At 69.3% G+C, this 15,270-nt stretch carries 13 protein-coding genes and 1 pseudogene; 4 read left to right on the forward strand and 10 right to left on the reverse strand.

Annotated elements, in window-relative coordinates; translation table 11 throughout:
- The first annotated feature begins 47 nt into the window (after positions 1 to 47).
- Both AB0C30_RS23350 and AB0C30_RS23355 read left to right on the forward strand, forming a co-directional pair.
- Positions 48 to 659 (forward strand): RNA polymerase sigma factor, encoded by a 612-nt coding sequence (locus AB0C30_RS23350; protein WP_357947452.1) that lies wholly within the window; start codon positions 48 to 50, stop codon positions 657 to 659.
- On the forward strand, positions 652 to 1,869 hold the full coding sequence (locus AB0C30_RS23355; RefSeq protein WP_357947455.1) for a CU044_5270 family protein: 1,218 nt from the start codon (positions 652 to 654) through the stop codon (positions 1,867 to 1,869). Before AB0C30_RS23350 ends, AB0C30_RS23355 begins: the two co-directional genes overlap by 8 nt.
- 61 nt (positions 1,870 to 1,930) lie before the next feature.
- Here AB0C30_RS23355 and rocD read toward each other — a convergent pair whose 3' ends face one another.
- From rocD to AB0C30_RS23370, 3 genes and pseudogenes are all read right to left on the reverse strand, one after another.
- Complete coding sequence (gene rocD, locus AB0C30_RS23360; RefSeq protein WP_357947458.1) at positions 1,931 to 3,145, reverse strand: ornithine--oxo-acid transaminase; 1,215 nt, start codon at positions 3,143 to 3,145, stop codon at positions 1,931 to 1,933.
- Between the two features lies 1 nt (position 3,146).
- The gene (gene ddaH, locus AB0C30_RS23365; RefSeq protein ID WP_357948135.1) at positions 3,147 to 4,019 is read right to left on the reverse strand and encodes a dimethylargininase; all 873 of its coding nucleotides are present in this window, start codon (positions 4,017 to 4,019) and stop codon (positions 3,147 to 3,149) included.
- Between the two features lie 153 nt (positions 4,020 to 4,172).
- Positions 4,173 to 4,607 (reverse strand): annotated as a pseudogene (locus tag AB0C30_RS23370) (Lrp/AsnC family transcriptional regulator); the annotation flags it as partial.
- A 91-nt stretch (positions 4,608 to 4,698) separates the two neighbouring features.
- Here AB0C30_RS23370 and AB0C30_RS23375 point away from each other — a divergent pair.
- Positions 4,699 to 7,035, forward strand: coding sequence for a GH1 family beta-glucosidase (locus AB0C30_RS23375; RefSeq protein WP_357947461.1), 2,337 nt, complete (start codon positions 4,699 to 4,701; stop codon positions 7,033 to 7,035).
- Positions 7,036 to 7,093: 58 nt separating this feature from the next.
- Here AB0C30_RS23375 and AB0C30_RS23380 read toward each other — a convergent pair whose 3' ends face one another.
- The gene (locus tag AB0C30_RS23380) at positions 7,094 to 8,038 is read right to left on the reverse strand and encodes a 2-oxoglutarate and iron-dependent oxygenase domain-containing protein (protein ID WP_357947464.1); all 945 of its coding nucleotides are present in this window, start codon (positions 8,036 to 8,038) and stop codon (positions 7,094 to 7,096) included.
- 62 nt (positions 8,039 to 8,100) lie between these two features.
- Between AB0C30_RS23380 and AB0C30_RS23385 the strand changes: the two genes are divergently transcribed.
- Positions 8,101 to 9,309, forward strand: a complete 1,209-nt coding sequence (locus tag AB0C30_RS23385) for a hypothetical protein (RefSeq protein ID WP_357947467.1) — start codon at positions 8,101 to 8,103, stop codon at positions 9,307 to 9,309.
- Here the strand turns inward: AB0C30_RS23385 and AB0C30_RS23390 are convergent, their stop codons facing one another.
- The 6 genes from AB0C30_RS23390 to AB0C30_RS23415 form a co-directional block, all read right to left on the reverse strand.
- Complete coding sequence (locus AB0C30_RS23390; protein ID WP_357947470.1) at positions 9,310 to 9,687, reverse strand: VOC family protein; 378 nt, start codon at positions 9,685 to 9,687, stop codon at positions 9,310 to 9,312. It lies immediately after the preceding gene.
- 84 nt (positions 9,688 to 9,771) lie between these two features.
- Positions 9,772 to 11,157, reverse strand: coding sequence for a glycoside hydrolase family 16 protein (locus AB0C30_RS23395; RefSeq protein ID WP_357947473.1), 1,386 nt, complete (start codon positions 11,155 to 11,157; stop codon positions 9,772 to 9,774).
- 173 nt (positions 11,158 to 11,330) lie between these two features.
- Positions 11,331 to 12,098: a hypothetical protein gene (locus AB0C30_RS23400; RefSeq protein ID WP_357947476.1), complete on the reverse strand. Its 768-nt coding sequence runs from the start codon at positions 12,096 to 12,098 to the stop codon at positions 11,331 to 11,333.
- On the reverse strand, positions 12,095 to 13,165 hold the full coding sequence (locus AB0C30_RS23405; protein ID WP_357947479.1) for a hypothetical protein: 1,071 nt from the start codon (positions 13,163 to 13,165) through the stop codon (positions 12,095 to 12,097). Before AB0C30_RS23405 ends, AB0C30_RS23400 begins: the two co-directional genes overlap by 4 nt.
- Before the next feature lie 240 nt (positions 13,166 to 13,405).
- On the reverse strand, positions 13,406 to 14,533 hold the full coding sequence (locus tag AB0C30_RS23410; RefSeq protein ID WP_357947482.1) for a histidine kinase: 1,128 nt from the start codon (positions 14,531 to 14,533) through the stop codon (positions 13,406 to 13,408).
- An 87-nt stretch (positions 14,534 to 14,620) separates the two neighbouring features.
- The gene (locus tag AB0C30_RS23415) at positions 14,621 to 15,229 is read right to left on the reverse strand and encodes a hypothetical protein (protein WP_357947485.1); all 609 of its coding nucleotides are present in this window, start codon (positions 15,227 to 15,229) and stop codon (positions 14,621 to 14,623) included.
- Between the last annotated feature and the right edge of the window lie 41 nt (positions 15,230 to 15,270).

The raw sequence follows: 15,270 nt of genomic DNA on the forward strand, positions 1-15,270 counted from the left end.
ATAGGTGGAACCGAGGTCCCGCGTGCGGTCAACAACAGGGTGACCGCATGAGAGAGGACCGGCACGTGGTGGGTGTTCAGGAGAAACCTGAAACGCTGGACGACTCGGCGCTGATCGCGCAGTCGGTGATTGATCCGGAACGTTTCGCGGTGCTGTTCGACCGGCATGCCGACGAGATCCACCGGTACGCGGCCAGGCGCCTCGGTCCCGAAGCGGCCGAGGACGTGACGGGCGAGGTGTTCCTGGTCGCCTTCCGCGTCCGGGCGCGCTATGACCGTACGTGGCCGGACGCCAGGCCCTGGCTGTACGGCATCGCCACCAAGGTCGTCGCCCAGCATCGCAGGGCGGAGCGACGGCGCATTCACGCGATGTCGAAGGTGAGCGCGGAGCGGCCGGGCTCGTTCGACGACCGCAGCGCGGACCGGGTCACCGCCGAGCAGCTCCAGCCCAGGCTGGCGCGGGCGCTGACCAGGCTCAGCGCGGCGGAGCGCGACCTGCTGCTGCTGGTGGCGTGGGCGGACCTGACGTACGAGGACGCGGCGCTCGCGCTCGGCGTGCCGGTGGGCACGGTCCGGTCCAGGCTGCACCGGCTCCGCGTCAAGGTACGCAGAGCTCTCGGCGGCATCGACCCCTTCGCAGAGGAGCCCCAGCATGGATGACGAGATCCGGATGTTCGCGGACGGGAGGCCGGCCGCTCCGTCGTACCCGGAGGAGGCCCGCGCGAAGGCGCGTGAACGGTTGCTACGAGAGGCCCGCGAGGGGCGCGGGTTTCGCTTGCCGAAGCTGGGCTGGCAGGCCGCGGCCGCGTTCGGGGTGACGGTCGCTCTTGTCGGGGGCGTGGCCGTGGCTCTGTCGGCGCAGCAGCCGAAGATCGGGGTGGCCACGTCGGCCGCCACCCAGTCGGCGGCCGTGTCGGACGGTGAGCTGCAGCCCAAGCCGGGGCAGTTCATCATGGTCGCGTCCAACACGATGTACAGCTCGTTCACGCAGGCCAACGGCAAGATGATCCGCTATCTCTACCGGACGCACCGCGAGATCTGGCAGTCGGCCGATGCCAGCGCGGACGGCGTGCTGCTCATCGCGGGGCTCTCGCCCAAGCCGTGGCCGGGCGAGCCGCTGCCCAAGGAGGCACAGAAGTGGAAGGGGGAGAGTTGGATGCAACTCGCTTCCTGCCCGGACCGGCTCGCGGCCTTCCGGACCGACTACGCCTACCTCAGCACGCTGCCGAACGACCCGGCGGCGATGCGGGACTTCCTCTACAAGCGGCAGCCCGCGCAGTCCGGCGGCAAGGAGGCCGCCGGCAAGGGGGAGGCCGACCGGGAGGCGTTCGTCGCGGCGGGGGACCTGCTCAGGGAGACGTACATGCCCAAGGCGCAGCGTGACGCGCTGTTCGAGGCGGCCAAGGAGATCCCGGGGGTGCAGGTGGCCGAAGGGGTCGAGGACTCCGACGGGCGCCAGGGGGTGGCCCTGGGCAGGGAATCGCACGGGATCCTGGAGCAGCTGATCTTCGATCGGGACACGCACATGCTGCTGGGGGAGCGGCACACGGTCGTGGACGCCAAGGCCGCCGGCGCGCCGGTGGGCAGCGTGCTCGCCCTGACGGCCCAGCTGAAGGTGAGTGTCGCGGACCGGCTGCCGGAGCAAGCGAGTAAGGCGGAGAAGGACTCCTCCTGCCTGCCCCAACCCGGCGCAACGGCGGACTCCACCGGACAGCCGACCGCTCCGCCCACTGTCGAGGTGACCGTCACGGCCACCGCTCCGGCTCCTGTCGAGACGACCGTCCCGCCCACCGCTGAGCCGACGACCGACTCGGCCACAGCCGAGGCCACCGTTGAGCCGACGGCCCCTGTCCCTACGAAGACCGGCTGAACCAGTACGGCCCGCGCCCCGGAGTAGATGCGCGGGCCGTACCTGTTTCCGGATGTGGTCTCTAGCTCTGGCGGAACGAGGCCAGGGCGTCGGCGAGCTGGTCGACCGCCCAGACGAGGTCCTCCTCCGCGATCACGATCGGCGGCGCCAGCCGGATCGTGGAGCCGTGCGTGTCCTTGGCCAGCACGCCGCGCGCCATCAGCGCCTTGGAGAGCTCGCGCCCGCCGGCCAGCGACGGGTCGATGTCGACGCCCGCCCACAGCCCGCGCCCGCGTACCGTCACCACGCCGTGGCCGATCAGCTCGCGCAGCCGCGCGTGCAGCACCTCGCCGAGCTCGCTCGCCCTGGCCTGGAACTCGCCGGTGTTGAGGATCTCGATAACCGCGTTGCCGACCGCGCAGGCCAGCGGGTTGCCGCCGAAGGTGGAGCCGTGCTGGCCCGGCTTGATCACGCCGAGGATGTCCGCGTTCGCGGCGATCGCCGAGACCGGTACGACGCCGCCGCCGAGAGCCTTGCCCAGGACGTACATGTCGGGCACGACGCCCTCGTGGTCACAGGCGAACGTCTTGCCGGTGCGCCCGAGACCCGACTGGATCTCATCGGCGATCATCAGGATCCCCTCGGCGGTGCACAGCTCCCGCACCTGCGTGAGGTAGCCGTCCGGCGGCACCAGCACCCCGGCCTCGCCCTGGATGGGCTCCAGCAGCACCGCCACCGTGTCGGCGTCGATCGCCTCCCTGATCGCCTCGACCGAGCCGTACTTCACGATCCGGAAACCCGGGGTGTAGGGACCGAAATTGTCGCGGGCGTCGGGGTCGGTGGAGAAGCTGACGATCGTGGTCGTCCGGCCGTGGAAGTTGTCCTCCATCACGATGATGTTGGCCTGCTCCGGCCGGACGCCCTTGACCTCGTAGCCCCACTTGCGGGCGACCTTGACGGCGGTCTCGACGGCCTCGGCGCCGGTGTTCATCGGCAGGATCATGTCCTTGCCGGTGAGGTCACCGAGCCCGGCACAGAACGTGGCGAACTGGTCGTGATAGAACGCCCGGCTGGTCAGCGTCAGGTTCTTCAGCTGCTCCTGAGCCGCCTGGATGATCTTCGGGTTGCCGTGCCCGAAGTTGAGCGAGGAGTAGCCGGACAGGCAGTCCAGGTAACGCTTGCCCTCGACGTCGGTCACCCACGCGCCGTGTGCCTCGTGGATGACCACGGGCAGCGGGTGGTAGTTGTGCGCGCTACGGCGCTCGCTTACGTCGATCAGCTCTTGGGTGGTGCTCATCTCAGTTCTCCCCCCGGATCTCCAGCGTGCAGCACTTGGGGCCGCCGCCTGCCTTGCGCAGCTCTGACAGGTCGACGGGGATCGGCTCGTAGCCGCGCCGCTTGAGCTCCAGCTGGAGGTCGCCCGCCTCGGCGTTGATCACTACGTGGGTGCCGTCGCTGACCGCGTTCAGCCCGAGGACCTCGGCGTCGGTGTCGGTCGCGAGCACCGCGTCCGGGAACAGCCGGGCCAGCACCGCGCGGCTGCCCTCGGAGAAGGCGGCGGGGTAGTAGGCGACGTTGCGGCCGTCGATCGGGAACAGCGCCGTGTCGAGGTGGTAGAAACGCGGGTCCACCAGCGTCAGCGAGATCACCGGCCGGCCGGTGAACTCCTGCGCCTCCTGGTGCGCCGCCAGGTTCGTACGGAAGCCGGTGCCGGCCAGGATGACGTCGTCGAGCGTGAGGAAGTCGCCCTCGCCCTCGTTGACGTGCACCGGCTCCTTGACCGGGAAGCCGTTCTCGGCGAACCAGCGCAGGTAGGCCGGACCCTCGGCGGCCCGCTCCGGGAAGGCGAACCTGGCGCCGTAGACGCGCCCGCCGACGACCAGGGCGCCGTTCGCGGCGAACACCATGTCGGGCAGCCCTTCGACGGGATCGATGAGGCTGACCTGGTGCCCGAGGCTCTCGTAAGCCGACTTGAGGCCCTCCCACTGCCGGATCGCGAGATCGCGGTCGGTGTCGGCCTCGGGATGCATCCACGGGTTGATCGCGTACTCGACCGTGAAGTATTCCGGGCGGCACATGAGGAAGTGCTTGGGCATGCAGGTCTCCGTCGGGGTCGTCGGGAAATGTCCCCTGCGGGGACGAAGACAGCCTAGAAATTTATGTTTGCGCAGGCCAAGGGGTTGACATTGCGTGTACGCGCGGGTCTGTTGCGAGTCTCAACCACCGACCTGCGTTCTGTTGCGCTCATCCGGTACGGAACCCCCGAACGGGTCCGACTCCGGCAGGGCACCGCCGGTGGGCGGCACCTCGGGGATGGCTCCCGGCGGCAGGTCGACGAGCCGCGACAGCACGATCGAGCTCTTGGTCCGCACCACGAACGCCTCGGCGGCCAGCCGCTCGATCACCCGCTCGACGTGCCGCACGTCCGTGGCCCGGATGTGCACCAGCGCGTCGGCCTCCCCCGTGATCGTGGCCGCCGCGACGACCTCCGGGCACTTGGCCACGGCCAGCGCGATGTCGGACGGCTTGGTCTTGCCCTGGCAGAACAGCTCGACGTACGCCTCGGTGGTCCAGCCGAGCGCCTGCGGCGCCACCCTGGCGCTGAACCCGGTGATCGCCCCGGCATCGCGCAGCCGGTCGACCCGGCGCTTCACGGCCGACGCGCTCAGGGCGACCCGCTGCCCGATCTCCGCATAGGTCTGGCGGGCGTCGTCGACGAGCGCCGCGATGATGTCACGATCCAGCCGGTCCAGTTCCACGCGCCCTGTATACAGCCTGTCCCGGCTGGCGCGCGACGAGCGCGCCGGGGGAGACTGGGCGCTCGATCTTTCACCGGAGGATACTGGGCAAGTGAGCAGCGCAGCCTTTCCCGAGAATTTCGTCTGGGGCGTCTCGACGTCCGCCTATCAAATTGAGGGCGCCAATGTGGCCGACGGCCGGGGACCGTCCATCTGGGACACCTTTTCCGATTCGCAGGCCGCCTGCGACCATTACCACAGATATGTCGAGGACATCGGCCTGCTGAAAGACCTGGGCGTGACCGCCTATCGTTTCTCGGTGAGCTGGCCGCGGGTGGTCCCCGATGGCTCGGGGCGGATCAACGCCGCCGGGCTGGATTTCTACGAGAAGCTGGTCGACGAATTACTCGGCGCGGGCATAAAGCCGTACGCGACGCTTTACCACTGGGATCTGCCGCAGGCGTTGGAGGACAAGGGCGGCTGGGCGGTCCGCGACACGGCCGCTCATTTCGCCGACTACGCGCGGGTCGTGCGTGATCGGCTGGGCGACCGCGTCGATACCTGGTTCACGGTCAACGAGCCGTGGGTGGCGGCCTTTCTCGGTTACGGCTCCGGCATTCACGCGCCGGGCCGCACCTCGGCGGCCGACGCCTTCAGGAGCGCGCACCACCTGCTGCTGGCGCACGGGCTCGCGACCCAGGCGCTGCGCCCGTCCAAGGTCGGGCTGGTGCTCAACTTCGGCCCCGTCATGACGCCGGGCCAGGTCGGCGACCTGTCGATGGAGCTGCCGGAGGAGGACGCGGAGGCGGTGGCCAGGATCGACACGCTGCTGCACCGGCAGTTCCTGGAGCCCGTGCTGCGCGGCGCCTATCCCGCCGAGCTGCTTCCGGTCATCGAGCGGGCCGCGGGCCTCGACCACATCCAGGACGGCGACCTGGCCACCATTTCCCAGCCGATCGACCTGCTCGGCGTCAATTACTATGCGCCGACCGTCGTACAGGCCCAGCCGAGTCAGCCCGCCGACCCGGCCTATCCGGGAAGCGCGGGAATTCTCTTCTGCACCGTGCCGACGGCGGTGACCGCGATGGGCTGGCCGATCGTCCCGGACGCACTCCCGCTGCTGCTCCGCCGCCTTTCCCGGGAATATCCAGAAACCCAGTTGATGCTCACCGAGAACGGCGCCGATTTCGTCGACGTGATATCGGGCGACGGCATTCACGACGTCGACAGGATCAATTTCATCGAGGAGCACCTGCGGGCACTCCGGGTGTCGATCGAGGAGGGTGCGCGGGTCGGCGGATATCTGCTCTGGTCATTGCTGGACTGCTTGGAGTGGGCCGACGGGTACCAGCGCAAGTTCGGCGTCTACCACGTCGACTTCGCCACCCAGCGGCGGCGGCCGAAGGACAGCGCCCACTGGTACCGCGACGTCATCAAGCGCAACGGCCTGGGCGAGAGCCGTCCGAAACGGCCCACGCTGGAGACCGTCGCCGCCCGCGCCTCGGTCTCCAGGGCCACGGCGTCCCGCGTCATGAACGGCGAGGCGTCGGTCAGCTCCGAGGCCCGCGCCAGCGTGCTGCGCGCCGTACAGGAGTTGGGCTACGTCCCCAACGCGGCGGCCCGCAGCCTGGTCACGCGCCGCACGGAGTCGATCGCGCTGGTCCTGTCCGCGCCCAGACCCGGCGGCGAGGCGCTGACCGCGGCCGTCGTCCAGTACGTCACGAGCGTCCTGGAAGGGGCGGGCAAGCGGATCACGCTCATGCTCGCCGACACGGCGGAGAGCCACCGGCGCATCGTCCAGCACGTCGAGGCCCGGCTGGTGGACGGTGTCATCCTCGCCATGCCGGACCGGACCGGCCCGCTGACCGAGAGCCTGGCCCGCACGGGCCTGCCGCTGGTCCTGCTCGGCAAGCCGCCGGTCGCCTCTCTGGTCCCTTACGTGGACGTGGACAACATCGGCGGCGCGGCGGCGGCGACGAACCACCTCCTGGCCGCCGGCCGCCGCGACCTCGGCATCATCTGCGGCCCCCTGGACCTGGTCACGGTCCAGGACCGCCTGACGGGGCACCGAAACGCGCTCGAACGGGCAGGCGCGCACCCCTTGATCGCAACCGCCGACCCCACCCTGGAATCGGGCGCGGCGGCGGCGCGGCGCCTGCTCGCGGACAACCCCCGGCTGGACGCCGTCTTCGCCACCTCCGACCACCTGGCGATCGGCGCGCTGCGCGCGGCCCGGCAGGCGGGCCGCCGAGTGCCTGACGACCTGGCGATCGCGGGCTTCGACGACATAGACGCGGCCGCCTGCACCACCCCGTCCCTCACCACGGTTCAGGCGCCGGTCGCGGAGCAGGCCATGGCGCTGGCCAGGCTGCTGCTGTCGAGGCTGGAAGGCAGGCACACCACGTCGGTCATCGTCCCGACCCGCCTCGTGGTGCGGGAATCCACCTAGACGGCCTCACCGCTTGGACGGCCTCACCGCGCCCGGCTCACTCCGCCGGGCGCGGGGGCTATAGCGCGTCGGCGAGATGGGGGAAGACCTTGGACACCTTGGCGAGGAGATAGTCCCCGTATGTGCCGCTGAACGCTCGCAGATCCTGCCCGTCCCAGCGCGCGCGGCCTCCAGGTGTGTACGGAAGCGGCGGCACCTCACAATCCCATCCGGGATCGAAGAAGAACGGATAACTCAGACGCTCGTTGCCGCTCAGGTTGCGCACCCGGTGCGGAGTGGACCGGTAGAGACCCCCGGTGAGCTTGTCCAGCATGTCGCCGATGTTGCAGACGAACGTGCCCGGCAGCGGCGGCGCGTCGATCCAGCCGCTAGAGGTGTGGACCTGGAGCCCCTCGTTGCCGTCCTGAAGCAGGAGAGTGAGCAGCCCATAGTCAGTGTGCTCGCCGACGCCCCACGCGTCCTTGTCCGGCGCCGCGGGCGGATAGTGAAATATCCGGAAAAGGATGGTCGGATCGGCCGTGTAGCCGGTCCGGAAATAGTCCTCGGGCAATTCCAGGCTGAGCGCGATCCCCGACATGACGGCCTGGGCGACGCCGGTCATCGTGCCGAGGTAGTCAAGTACGGCCGCGCGCAGCTCGGGCACCTGCTCGGGGAACAGGTTCGGGCCGTGCAACGGCAGCTCGCTCGCGGGCTCCTCGGCGCCGAAGTAGATGCCTTCCTTCTGGTCCGGCCGCCCGGAGGTCAGCTCGTCGCCGACCGGGAAGAACCCGCGCCAGGCCCGGCCGCCGCGCTCCATCGAGATCTCGTTCTTCACCTCGACCGGCAGCTCGAAGAACCTCCTGGCCGCCGCGTCGAGGCGGGCGACGAGCTCGGGGGAGACCCCGTGGCCGGAGACGTAGAAGAATCCGCTGTCCCGGCAGGCGGCGCCGATCCGCTCCGCCACGGCGTCCGCGTTCCCTCTGGAGAGGAGCGGTGAGATATCGATCACCGGCAATTCGCTCACGACGCCATTGTTCCGCATTCCCGGCGATTAGCATCGAATGACAGGACCGCGTTGGAGGCCGCATGCGCTTCACTCGCCGGAACGAGCACGAGCACGGGGACGAATCCGACGAGCCACGCCAGGTCGCCCGTATCGCCCCCGCCGTCGCGTACGACGGAGACCTCTACCACCTGCCCGACTGGGCGCAGCGCCGCCGCGAGGAACGCGAGCTGGGCCGCGCCCACGCCACCGACGGCCAGATCGACACGCTCACCCTCGAAACCGGCAGCGTGCCGCGCTTCCACGAGCTGGAGGACGAGCGCCTGGCCGAACTGGCCCAGATCGAGAACCTCACCGAGCGCGAGATCCAGCAGGCCCGGGCCGAGTTCGAGGCACAGAAGATCAAGCTGACCGAGTCGCAGCGCACGTTCGGGGAGGCCCGCCAGGCCCTCGACGACACCCAGCGCCGGGTGCGCGAGCTGGAGCAGCCGAGCAGGCGCCCCGGCGACGGCCGCCCCAGCTCCATCGCGCTGTCCGGCAGCCGCTGGCCGGTCGTACGCCGCTGGCTGCCCGCCGCGCTGCTCCTGCTGCTCCTGCTGATCGTCGAGGTGCCCATCCTCTACCAGGTGATCCTGAACTGGGGCGACAGCGTGGCGATGACCGCACTGCTCGCGGCGGGCGCCGCGTTGATCATGCTGGTCGCACCGCACATGTACGGCAGGTCGTTCCGGGCCTGGCAGGAGAACGGCAGCCCGGCCAAAGGGCGCTGGCTGCTGATCGGTGTCGCGCTCGTCTGGCTCGGCCTGATCGTCGCCGTGGCCGTGCTCCGCCGCGAGGCCCTGGTCAAGCCGCTGGTCGTGGACGGCCAGGAGATCGGGCCCACCTCCTCCGGCGTCGGCCTCCTGCCCACCATGATCCTGCTGCTCGCCCTGCTCGTCGCCACCGCGCTGATCGCCGCGGACCTGGGGCGCAGGATGCACAACCCCAACGACCGCCGCCTGCGCGAGTTGCGCGCCAAACGCGACGCCGAGGCGTCGGCCTGCGCCGCCGCCCAGGCCGACTACCAGCGAGACGCCGGGTACGCGGAGAGCGTCGCCCAGTACCTCCAGGCCGTCGAGCGGCGTCAGGCCAGCAGGATGAGGCAGCTCGACAGCGGGTTCGACAGCCTCGGCACGGCGTACCTGGGCGGCGTGGTGGAGGGCCTGCACGACCCGGAGGCGGCGAGCTGGGCCGAACGCATCGTGGTCAGACGCCGCAGCGCCAACACCCCGGGAGCGTCGCCCAGCGTCTGATCAGTTGGCGCGCTCGGCTTCGCTGCGCTCAACACAGAACTCGTTGCCCTCAGGATCGCGCAGCGTCACCCAGCCGCGCCCGTCAGCGGTCCGGTGGTCCTCGTACAACTTCGCCCCAAGGGAGATGATGCGCTCCACCTCCTCGTCGCGGGTCCGGTGGCCGGTGGGTATCCAGTCGAAGTGGATCCGGTTCTTCACCGTCTTGCCCTCCGGCACCCGGATGAACAGCAGGCCCGGCACAGGCGAGGGCGCCACGACGAGCACCTCCGGATCACCCGGCTCGTCCTCGTCGGACACCGGCCACCCGGTCACCTGGCTCCAGAAGGTCCCCAGCTCGTACGGTTCGGCACAGTCGATCGTCACATGGCGCAGAATCATGACGCCACCCTAGCCAGGTGATCAGAGCGGTCCCGCCATCTCCCCCCAGAGGCGATCCCTCAGGGGACTGACGGACCGGGGCGATCAGGCGGTGGAGAACGTGAACCAGTTGACGTTGACGAAGTCGGCCGGCTGCCCGCTGCTGAACGTCAGGTAGACCGTGTGCGTACCAGTTACTCCCGAGATGTTCGCCGGTACCGTCCGCCAGCTCTGCCAGCCGCCCGTGTTGGCCAGCGCGAAGTCGCCGATCGGTGTGGCGGTGGGGCTGTCGAGCCGTACCTGCACGAGCCCGCTCACCCCGGCCCCCGCCCCCGACGCCACCCTGGCCTTGAACTGCCCGGCGGCCGTGGAGCCGAAGTTCACGCCGTCGAAGCGGAGCCAGTCGCCGTTGGCGATGGCGCCGACGTTCTGGCCGCCGCCCGTGTCCGTGGTGGTCTCGACGATGGTGCCCGACTGAGCCTGGTAGCTCTCGGCCTGGATGGTCGAGCGGGCGTCCACCCCGCCTGGCGGGTTGGTCGGTCCGGAGCTGCCGCTCTGCCATACCGCCACGTAGTCGACGACCGTCGGCCGCCCGGGCACGGTGGCCGCGACCGGCGTCCCACTGCCGGCCAGCGCGTTCGGGAACGCCCCGCCCATGGCCACGTTGAGCAGCAGGAAGTAGCCGGCGTGCCCGGTCATGTTGGCCCAGTTCGTGGCGTCCATCTGCGACTGGCTTACGCTGTGGAACTGCTGGCCGTCCACGTACCAGCGCAACTGGTTGGGACTGACGCTGCGGTCCCACTCGAAGCGGTAGGTGTGGAAGGCCTCCTGGCACGTCGAGCCGGGGCAGGCGCGGTTGGCGCCCAGGCCGGTGGTCTCGTTGCACGGTCCGCCGGGGCTCACGCCGCAGTGCAGGACGCCCCAGACGGAGTTGATGCCGTTGACGTTCTCCATGATGTCGAACTCGCCGATGCCCGGCCAGTTCCAGTAGTTGCCCCGGTACGGCGAGCCGAGCGCCCAGAACGCCGGCCAGTAGCCGAGGGCGGCCTGACCGGTCACGTTCGGCATCTGGATGCGGCCCTCGATGCGCAGCACCCGCCCGTCGGCCGGCTTGAAGTCGGACCGCGTCGTCTCGATGCGCGCCGACGTCCATTCGCCGGAGCTGCTGCGCTGGGGGGTGATGCGCAGGTTTCCGGCGCCGTCGAGGCCGAGGTTGGAGGAGGAGCCGGTGTAGTTCTGGATCTCGCCGGTGCCCCAGTTGCCCGGCCCGCCGGGGTACGCGTGCCCGGTGTCCACGATCCAGTTGGCCGACGAGGGCGGCGCGCCCGCGTTGCCGTTGAAGTCGTCCGACCAGACGAGTGACCAGCCGGAAGGGGTTGGGGGCACGGCCGCGGACGCACTCACGGCCACGTGCACGAGGAGGGCGGAGAGCACCGCCAGCGCCACGGCCACCGCCGCCAAGCGCCTGCGGCTCGGTGATTGTGCTGCCATTCCTTGCTCCTGGGGGATGCGGAGGCTTGAGCAGAGATCGTTTGCTAGAGAGCGCTCTCTCACCGAGACGTAAACACAGCCGTAACGCCGTGTCAACAAACCGCATTCACAGCCTTGACGGCTGGGAGCAAGGCCATTTTCCCGCAGCCAGAGAGCGCTCTCGAAACCCCCGGCTACAGGAGGTCGACCGGGCTCGCTCCCGCCGCCTCGAACGTCTCCTTCCAGAAGTCCTCCAGCAGCGGGAAACGGTCAGGACTCGCCGTCTTCTCCCGCAGAAACCCATGCACGACCACCCCGTAACCCGCCAGATCAGGCATCAACTGCGACTCCCGCAACTGCTTGGCCTTCTGCTTTCTGGCAGCCTCGCTCAGGTCGAGCTTGTTGATGTTCAGCTCGCCTCGGTTGTTGATGAGGTCGCTGAACACGATGATCTGATGCGCCTTGTCCGGCTGTCGCTGGGCGTTCATCTGCTTGACCAGGTACCGGAGCGCACCGAGCACATCCGACCCTTGGCCTTCGGTCGGGCAGTCGAACAGCTTCACCGCGCGGGGGAGCACCTCGGTGATCCGATGGGCCCGGATGCGGTCCTCGACGACCGGGTTCGCGTTGGGGTTCTCGGCTTTGGTCGCCGCGATGGACACCGGGTCCTGGCGGCACGTACTGCTTTCGGAGCTCCCGGTCACGGCGGCGTACGCGATCCAGTCACAGCCCTGGGCGAAGGCGGGCAACTTGGAGGTGACATCACTGCGGGAGCTCGCCGGATCGGCATAACTCGTGGAGTCCACGACCACCCCGCACACGGCCTTCGCCTCAGTCCCACACCCAGCGACCCCGCCCACCACCAGCACCACCACGGCCACCGAAGCGATTGCCCGCCGCCTGGCCACCTGCGTCAAGGGCTTCCCCCGGCTCCCGGCGTCGCCGCCACCGCCATCCGTCATCGCCTTCCTCCAGCCCTCGGCCCGTCACCTTCCGGCCCGGCCCTCCGATCAGGCGCCATCTCTTCAACGGGGTCCAGTTCGGAGGCGGGGGCCGAGTCGGTGTGTGTGGTGGAAGCGGTGTGGTGGCCTGCATCGGGGCCGGGATCGGGATCGGCGTCGGGACCCAGGGCGGCGTCCGAATCGGAGGTGGCGTCCGAACTGAGGTCCCCATCGGAACTCTCCGAGTCCAGGTCGTCATCGGGGGTCGCCTCTCTGGGCAGGGAGCGCCGTACCTCGCTGGGCAGCGCCTGGGGTATGACCTCGGCGTGCCACACCTCGATCCGCGCTTCGACCTCCTCCATGATCCGCCCGATCTCCTCCCGCCCGGAGACCGCCACCGCACTGTCCCCCGAGGAGTCCATCGCGATGACCTCGCCCTTCCACAGCGACGGAATCTCCTCTTTGCGCGGATGAGCCCGCATCACCCCACCCCGATAGGCGGCGATGAGCTGCTCGGCCCTGGCATGCACGGTCTCCACGGCGTGGTTGCGCTCGATCAGCGCACTCTCCCACTCCTGCGTGAGCCGCTCGATCTGCGCCCTGGCCCGATGAACCGTGTCACTGGCCTCCTGTAACACCACCCTGCGCCGCGCCTCACCCCGCCGCCGCCTGGCCTCGGCGATGGAAATGAACGCATCCTCCCCACCAGCGGAGGTCCGGGTCGAAGCATCGGCAGAAGCAGCAGTGGAATCACCCGCCGATCCGGCACCCTTGACCCCGGATCCGGACCCGTTGCCGCCGACCGGCCGCAGATCGGCCCGCCCGAGCTCGCGCAGTATCGTCTCCCGAGCCCCCACAGCCCGCTCAAGCAGCGCGGTCCTGGTGGCCGCCAGCCGCCGATCGACCTCGGTGATCCGCTCCCGCGCCAGAGCACGCACCTCGGTCACGTACGAAGGCTGGAACTCCGGGTCCGTGAATTCCCCAAGCGGATGCTGCCGGGCATCCCGCATCCCCTGCCGACGCGCTTCCTCCCGCTCGGCCAGCGGATCGCCCGCCCCCCACTTGAACAGCCGCGACCAGAACGCCATCCGCGTCTCCCGGCAGAGAACCGCTACCCGACTAGTGTGCCCTCGCTGCTCACCCTAATCGCTCGAATCACACTCCAAACGGCTCCTGGCCAAGCCGATGCCGACACAGGTCGAGAATCCGACCGAGATGGCTCCCTGGTCGGCCCGGACGCCGCAGATCGGCTTCCACATCGATCGGGTGCCCGCCACCACCGGGGGAGCCGCGGACGCAGAGGCCCTGAGTGGCAACTCTTCAGGGGGTCAAGCTTTCCACGGCAGCCGGACATCGAGGACGAAGTGCCTGTTCTGGTTGGCGTGCGCTATCGTGCCGCCCGCCATACGGACCCGTTCCCCCAGGCCGACCAGGCCCAGCCTGCCACCGGGACCGGCGAAAGCCCCGTAAGGCGTCGGGTTGGTCACGCGGATGCACAGCGCGTCGCCCGGCTGCCCGTTCAGCTCGACCGTCACGCTGCTGCCTGGCGCGTGCTTGCGCGCGTTGGTGAGCGCCTCTTGAACGACCCGGTAGGCGTTGCGCCCGGTCTGTGTGGGCAGCAGGTCGCGCTGCTCGATGGTGTCGGCCACGTCGACCTTCTGCCCGGCCGCCTGTACCTCATGGAACAGCTCTCGCAGGTCGGCCAGTGTCGGCTGCGGGCCCGCGGTATCGCCCTCGGAGTGGAGGGTGCCGAGCACGGTGCGAAGCTCGTTGAGTGACTGGTGGGCGCTCTCCTGGACGGCCTGCGCGGTCTGCCGCATCTCCTCCGGGCCGAGGTCTGTTCGGTGGGCCAGCCCGCCGGCGAGCATCGCCAGCAGCGACATGCGATGGGCCAGCGCGTCGTGCATCTCGTGGGCGATGTTCGCGCGTTCGGTCAGCTTGGCCTGCTCGATGCGCTGCAGCTCGGCCCGCTTGGCGGCCAGGTCGGCCTCGCGCAGGGACCGGAGGTAGAGACCGAAGACGGTCAGCCCGCCGAGGATCGCGGTGCTGGTGACCAGGCTGATCATGGCCTGCTGCGTGGGGCCGCCCGCGAACGCGTACCCGCCCGCGCAGGCCCAGAACAGGGCCGCGATCGGGATGATCTGCCGCCAGCGGCGGTGCGCGCACAGGGACACGTACGCCACATAAGCGGGACCGGTCGCCATGCTGGACAGGACGGTCAGCAGCGCGGTCACCGCGGCGATCTGCCACGACCACCGGTGCCGCCACCTCATGAGGACCAGCGCCACCACGCTCAGGCCCACGTCGAGCAGGGCGCGTGGCAGCCGATCCGGCTCCTGCGGGACGAGCCAGACCCAGAGCGCGCCGTAAAAGAGCATCGGCGCCAGCGCCGCGACGTAGCGCAGTGCGCTCCCCCATCGGTCGAGAGGATGCTGATGGCCGGAGTGATCGTGCACGGGCCCAAGCATAGGAATCCTGCGGGCGGCGTACTCGCTCAGCCCGCAGGAAGCACGCCGGCACGGTGGTTCAGCGGTCCGAGCGGATCAGCGACAACCCACCCTGAGGAGCCAGAGACGACCTTGGTACTTGGTGGGCTCGCTGCCGTGGTTCTCGGCGTCATCGTGTTCGGCCTTGATGGTCACGCAGAGGTTCCTGCCGTAGACCTTCACCGGACCCGCGTAGACCTTGAAGTTCCCACCATCGTAGTCTCTCTTGTTCTTCACGTTCTTCACATTGTCGTCGCCCATAAGGTCGTTTTCCATATATATATTCATCGGAGTGCGCACGCCGTACCGTGGGAGGCCGGGACGCTTGGCGAGGACGGCGCAGTTCCAGCCGGTTCTCGCGTTGTAGTAGAGCTTGACGTCACTCCGGTAATAGGTCTTTCGGGTAATGGCGTCTTTCAGCGGCAGGGGCCAGCTGCGCACCAGCGATCCGGTGCAGCCGTACGCGCCCGCGTTCGCCGGCGCTGACGCGAGTGCTTGCAGGGTCATGACGGAGGCCGTCGCAAGAACGACCGACAGAGATCTGCGAAACATCGAAAACTCCTGACTTGACGTCGTCACAGGGGGGATGCCGCTCGAGTCCGGAGATCGGCTCCACTGCGAGCGCGGGCGCGGCAGGCCCTCAGCTCCGCTGGCGAGGTCGCTCACGTGACCGCTTCCGCCCACGTACCAAGATCGCCTCATTACTT

It is taken from the genome of Nonomuraea sp. NPDC048901, assembly GCF_040649695.1.
GTDB lineage: Bacteria > Actinomycetota > Actinomycetes > Streptosporangiales > Streptosporangiaceae > Nonomuraea.

What these genes read in the sequence shown, in the direction of transcription:
- AB0C30_RS23350 (WP_357947452.1), top strand. Translation starts at nt 48, where the DNA reads ATGAGAGAGGACCGGCACGTGGTGGGTGTTCAGGAGAAACCTGAAACG.
- AB0C30_RS23355 (WP_357947455.1), top strand. Translation starts at nt 652, where the DNA reads ATGGATGACGAGATCCGGATGTTCGCGGACGGGAGGCCGGCCGCTCCG.
- rocD (WP_357947458.1), bottom strand. Translation starts at nt 3,145, where the DNA reads ATGAGCACCACCCAAGAGCTGATCGACGTAAGCGAGCGCCGTAGCGCG.
- AB0C30_RS23385 (WP_357947467.1), top strand. Translation starts at nt 8,101, where the DNA reads ATGCGCTTCACTCGCCGGAACGAGCACGAGCACGGGGACGAATCCGAC.
- AB0C30_RS23390 (WP_357947470.1), bottom strand. Translation starts at nt 9,687, where the DNA reads ATGATTCTGCGCCATGTGACGATCGACTGTGCCGAACCGTACGAGCTG.
- AB0C30_RS23395 (WP_357947473.1), bottom strand. Translation starts at nt 11,157, where the DNA reads ATGGCAGCACAATCACCGAGCCGCAGGCGCTTGGCGGCGGTGGCCGTG.
- AB0C30_RS23400 (WP_357947476.1), bottom strand. Translation starts at nt 12,098, where the DNA reads ATGACGGATGGCGGTGGCGGCGACGCCGGGAGCCGGGGGAAGCCCTTG.
- AB0C30_RS23405 (WP_357947479.1), bottom strand. Translation starts at nt 13,165, where the DNA reads ATGGCGTTCTGGTCGCGGCTGTTCAAGTGGGGGGCGGGCGATCCGCTG.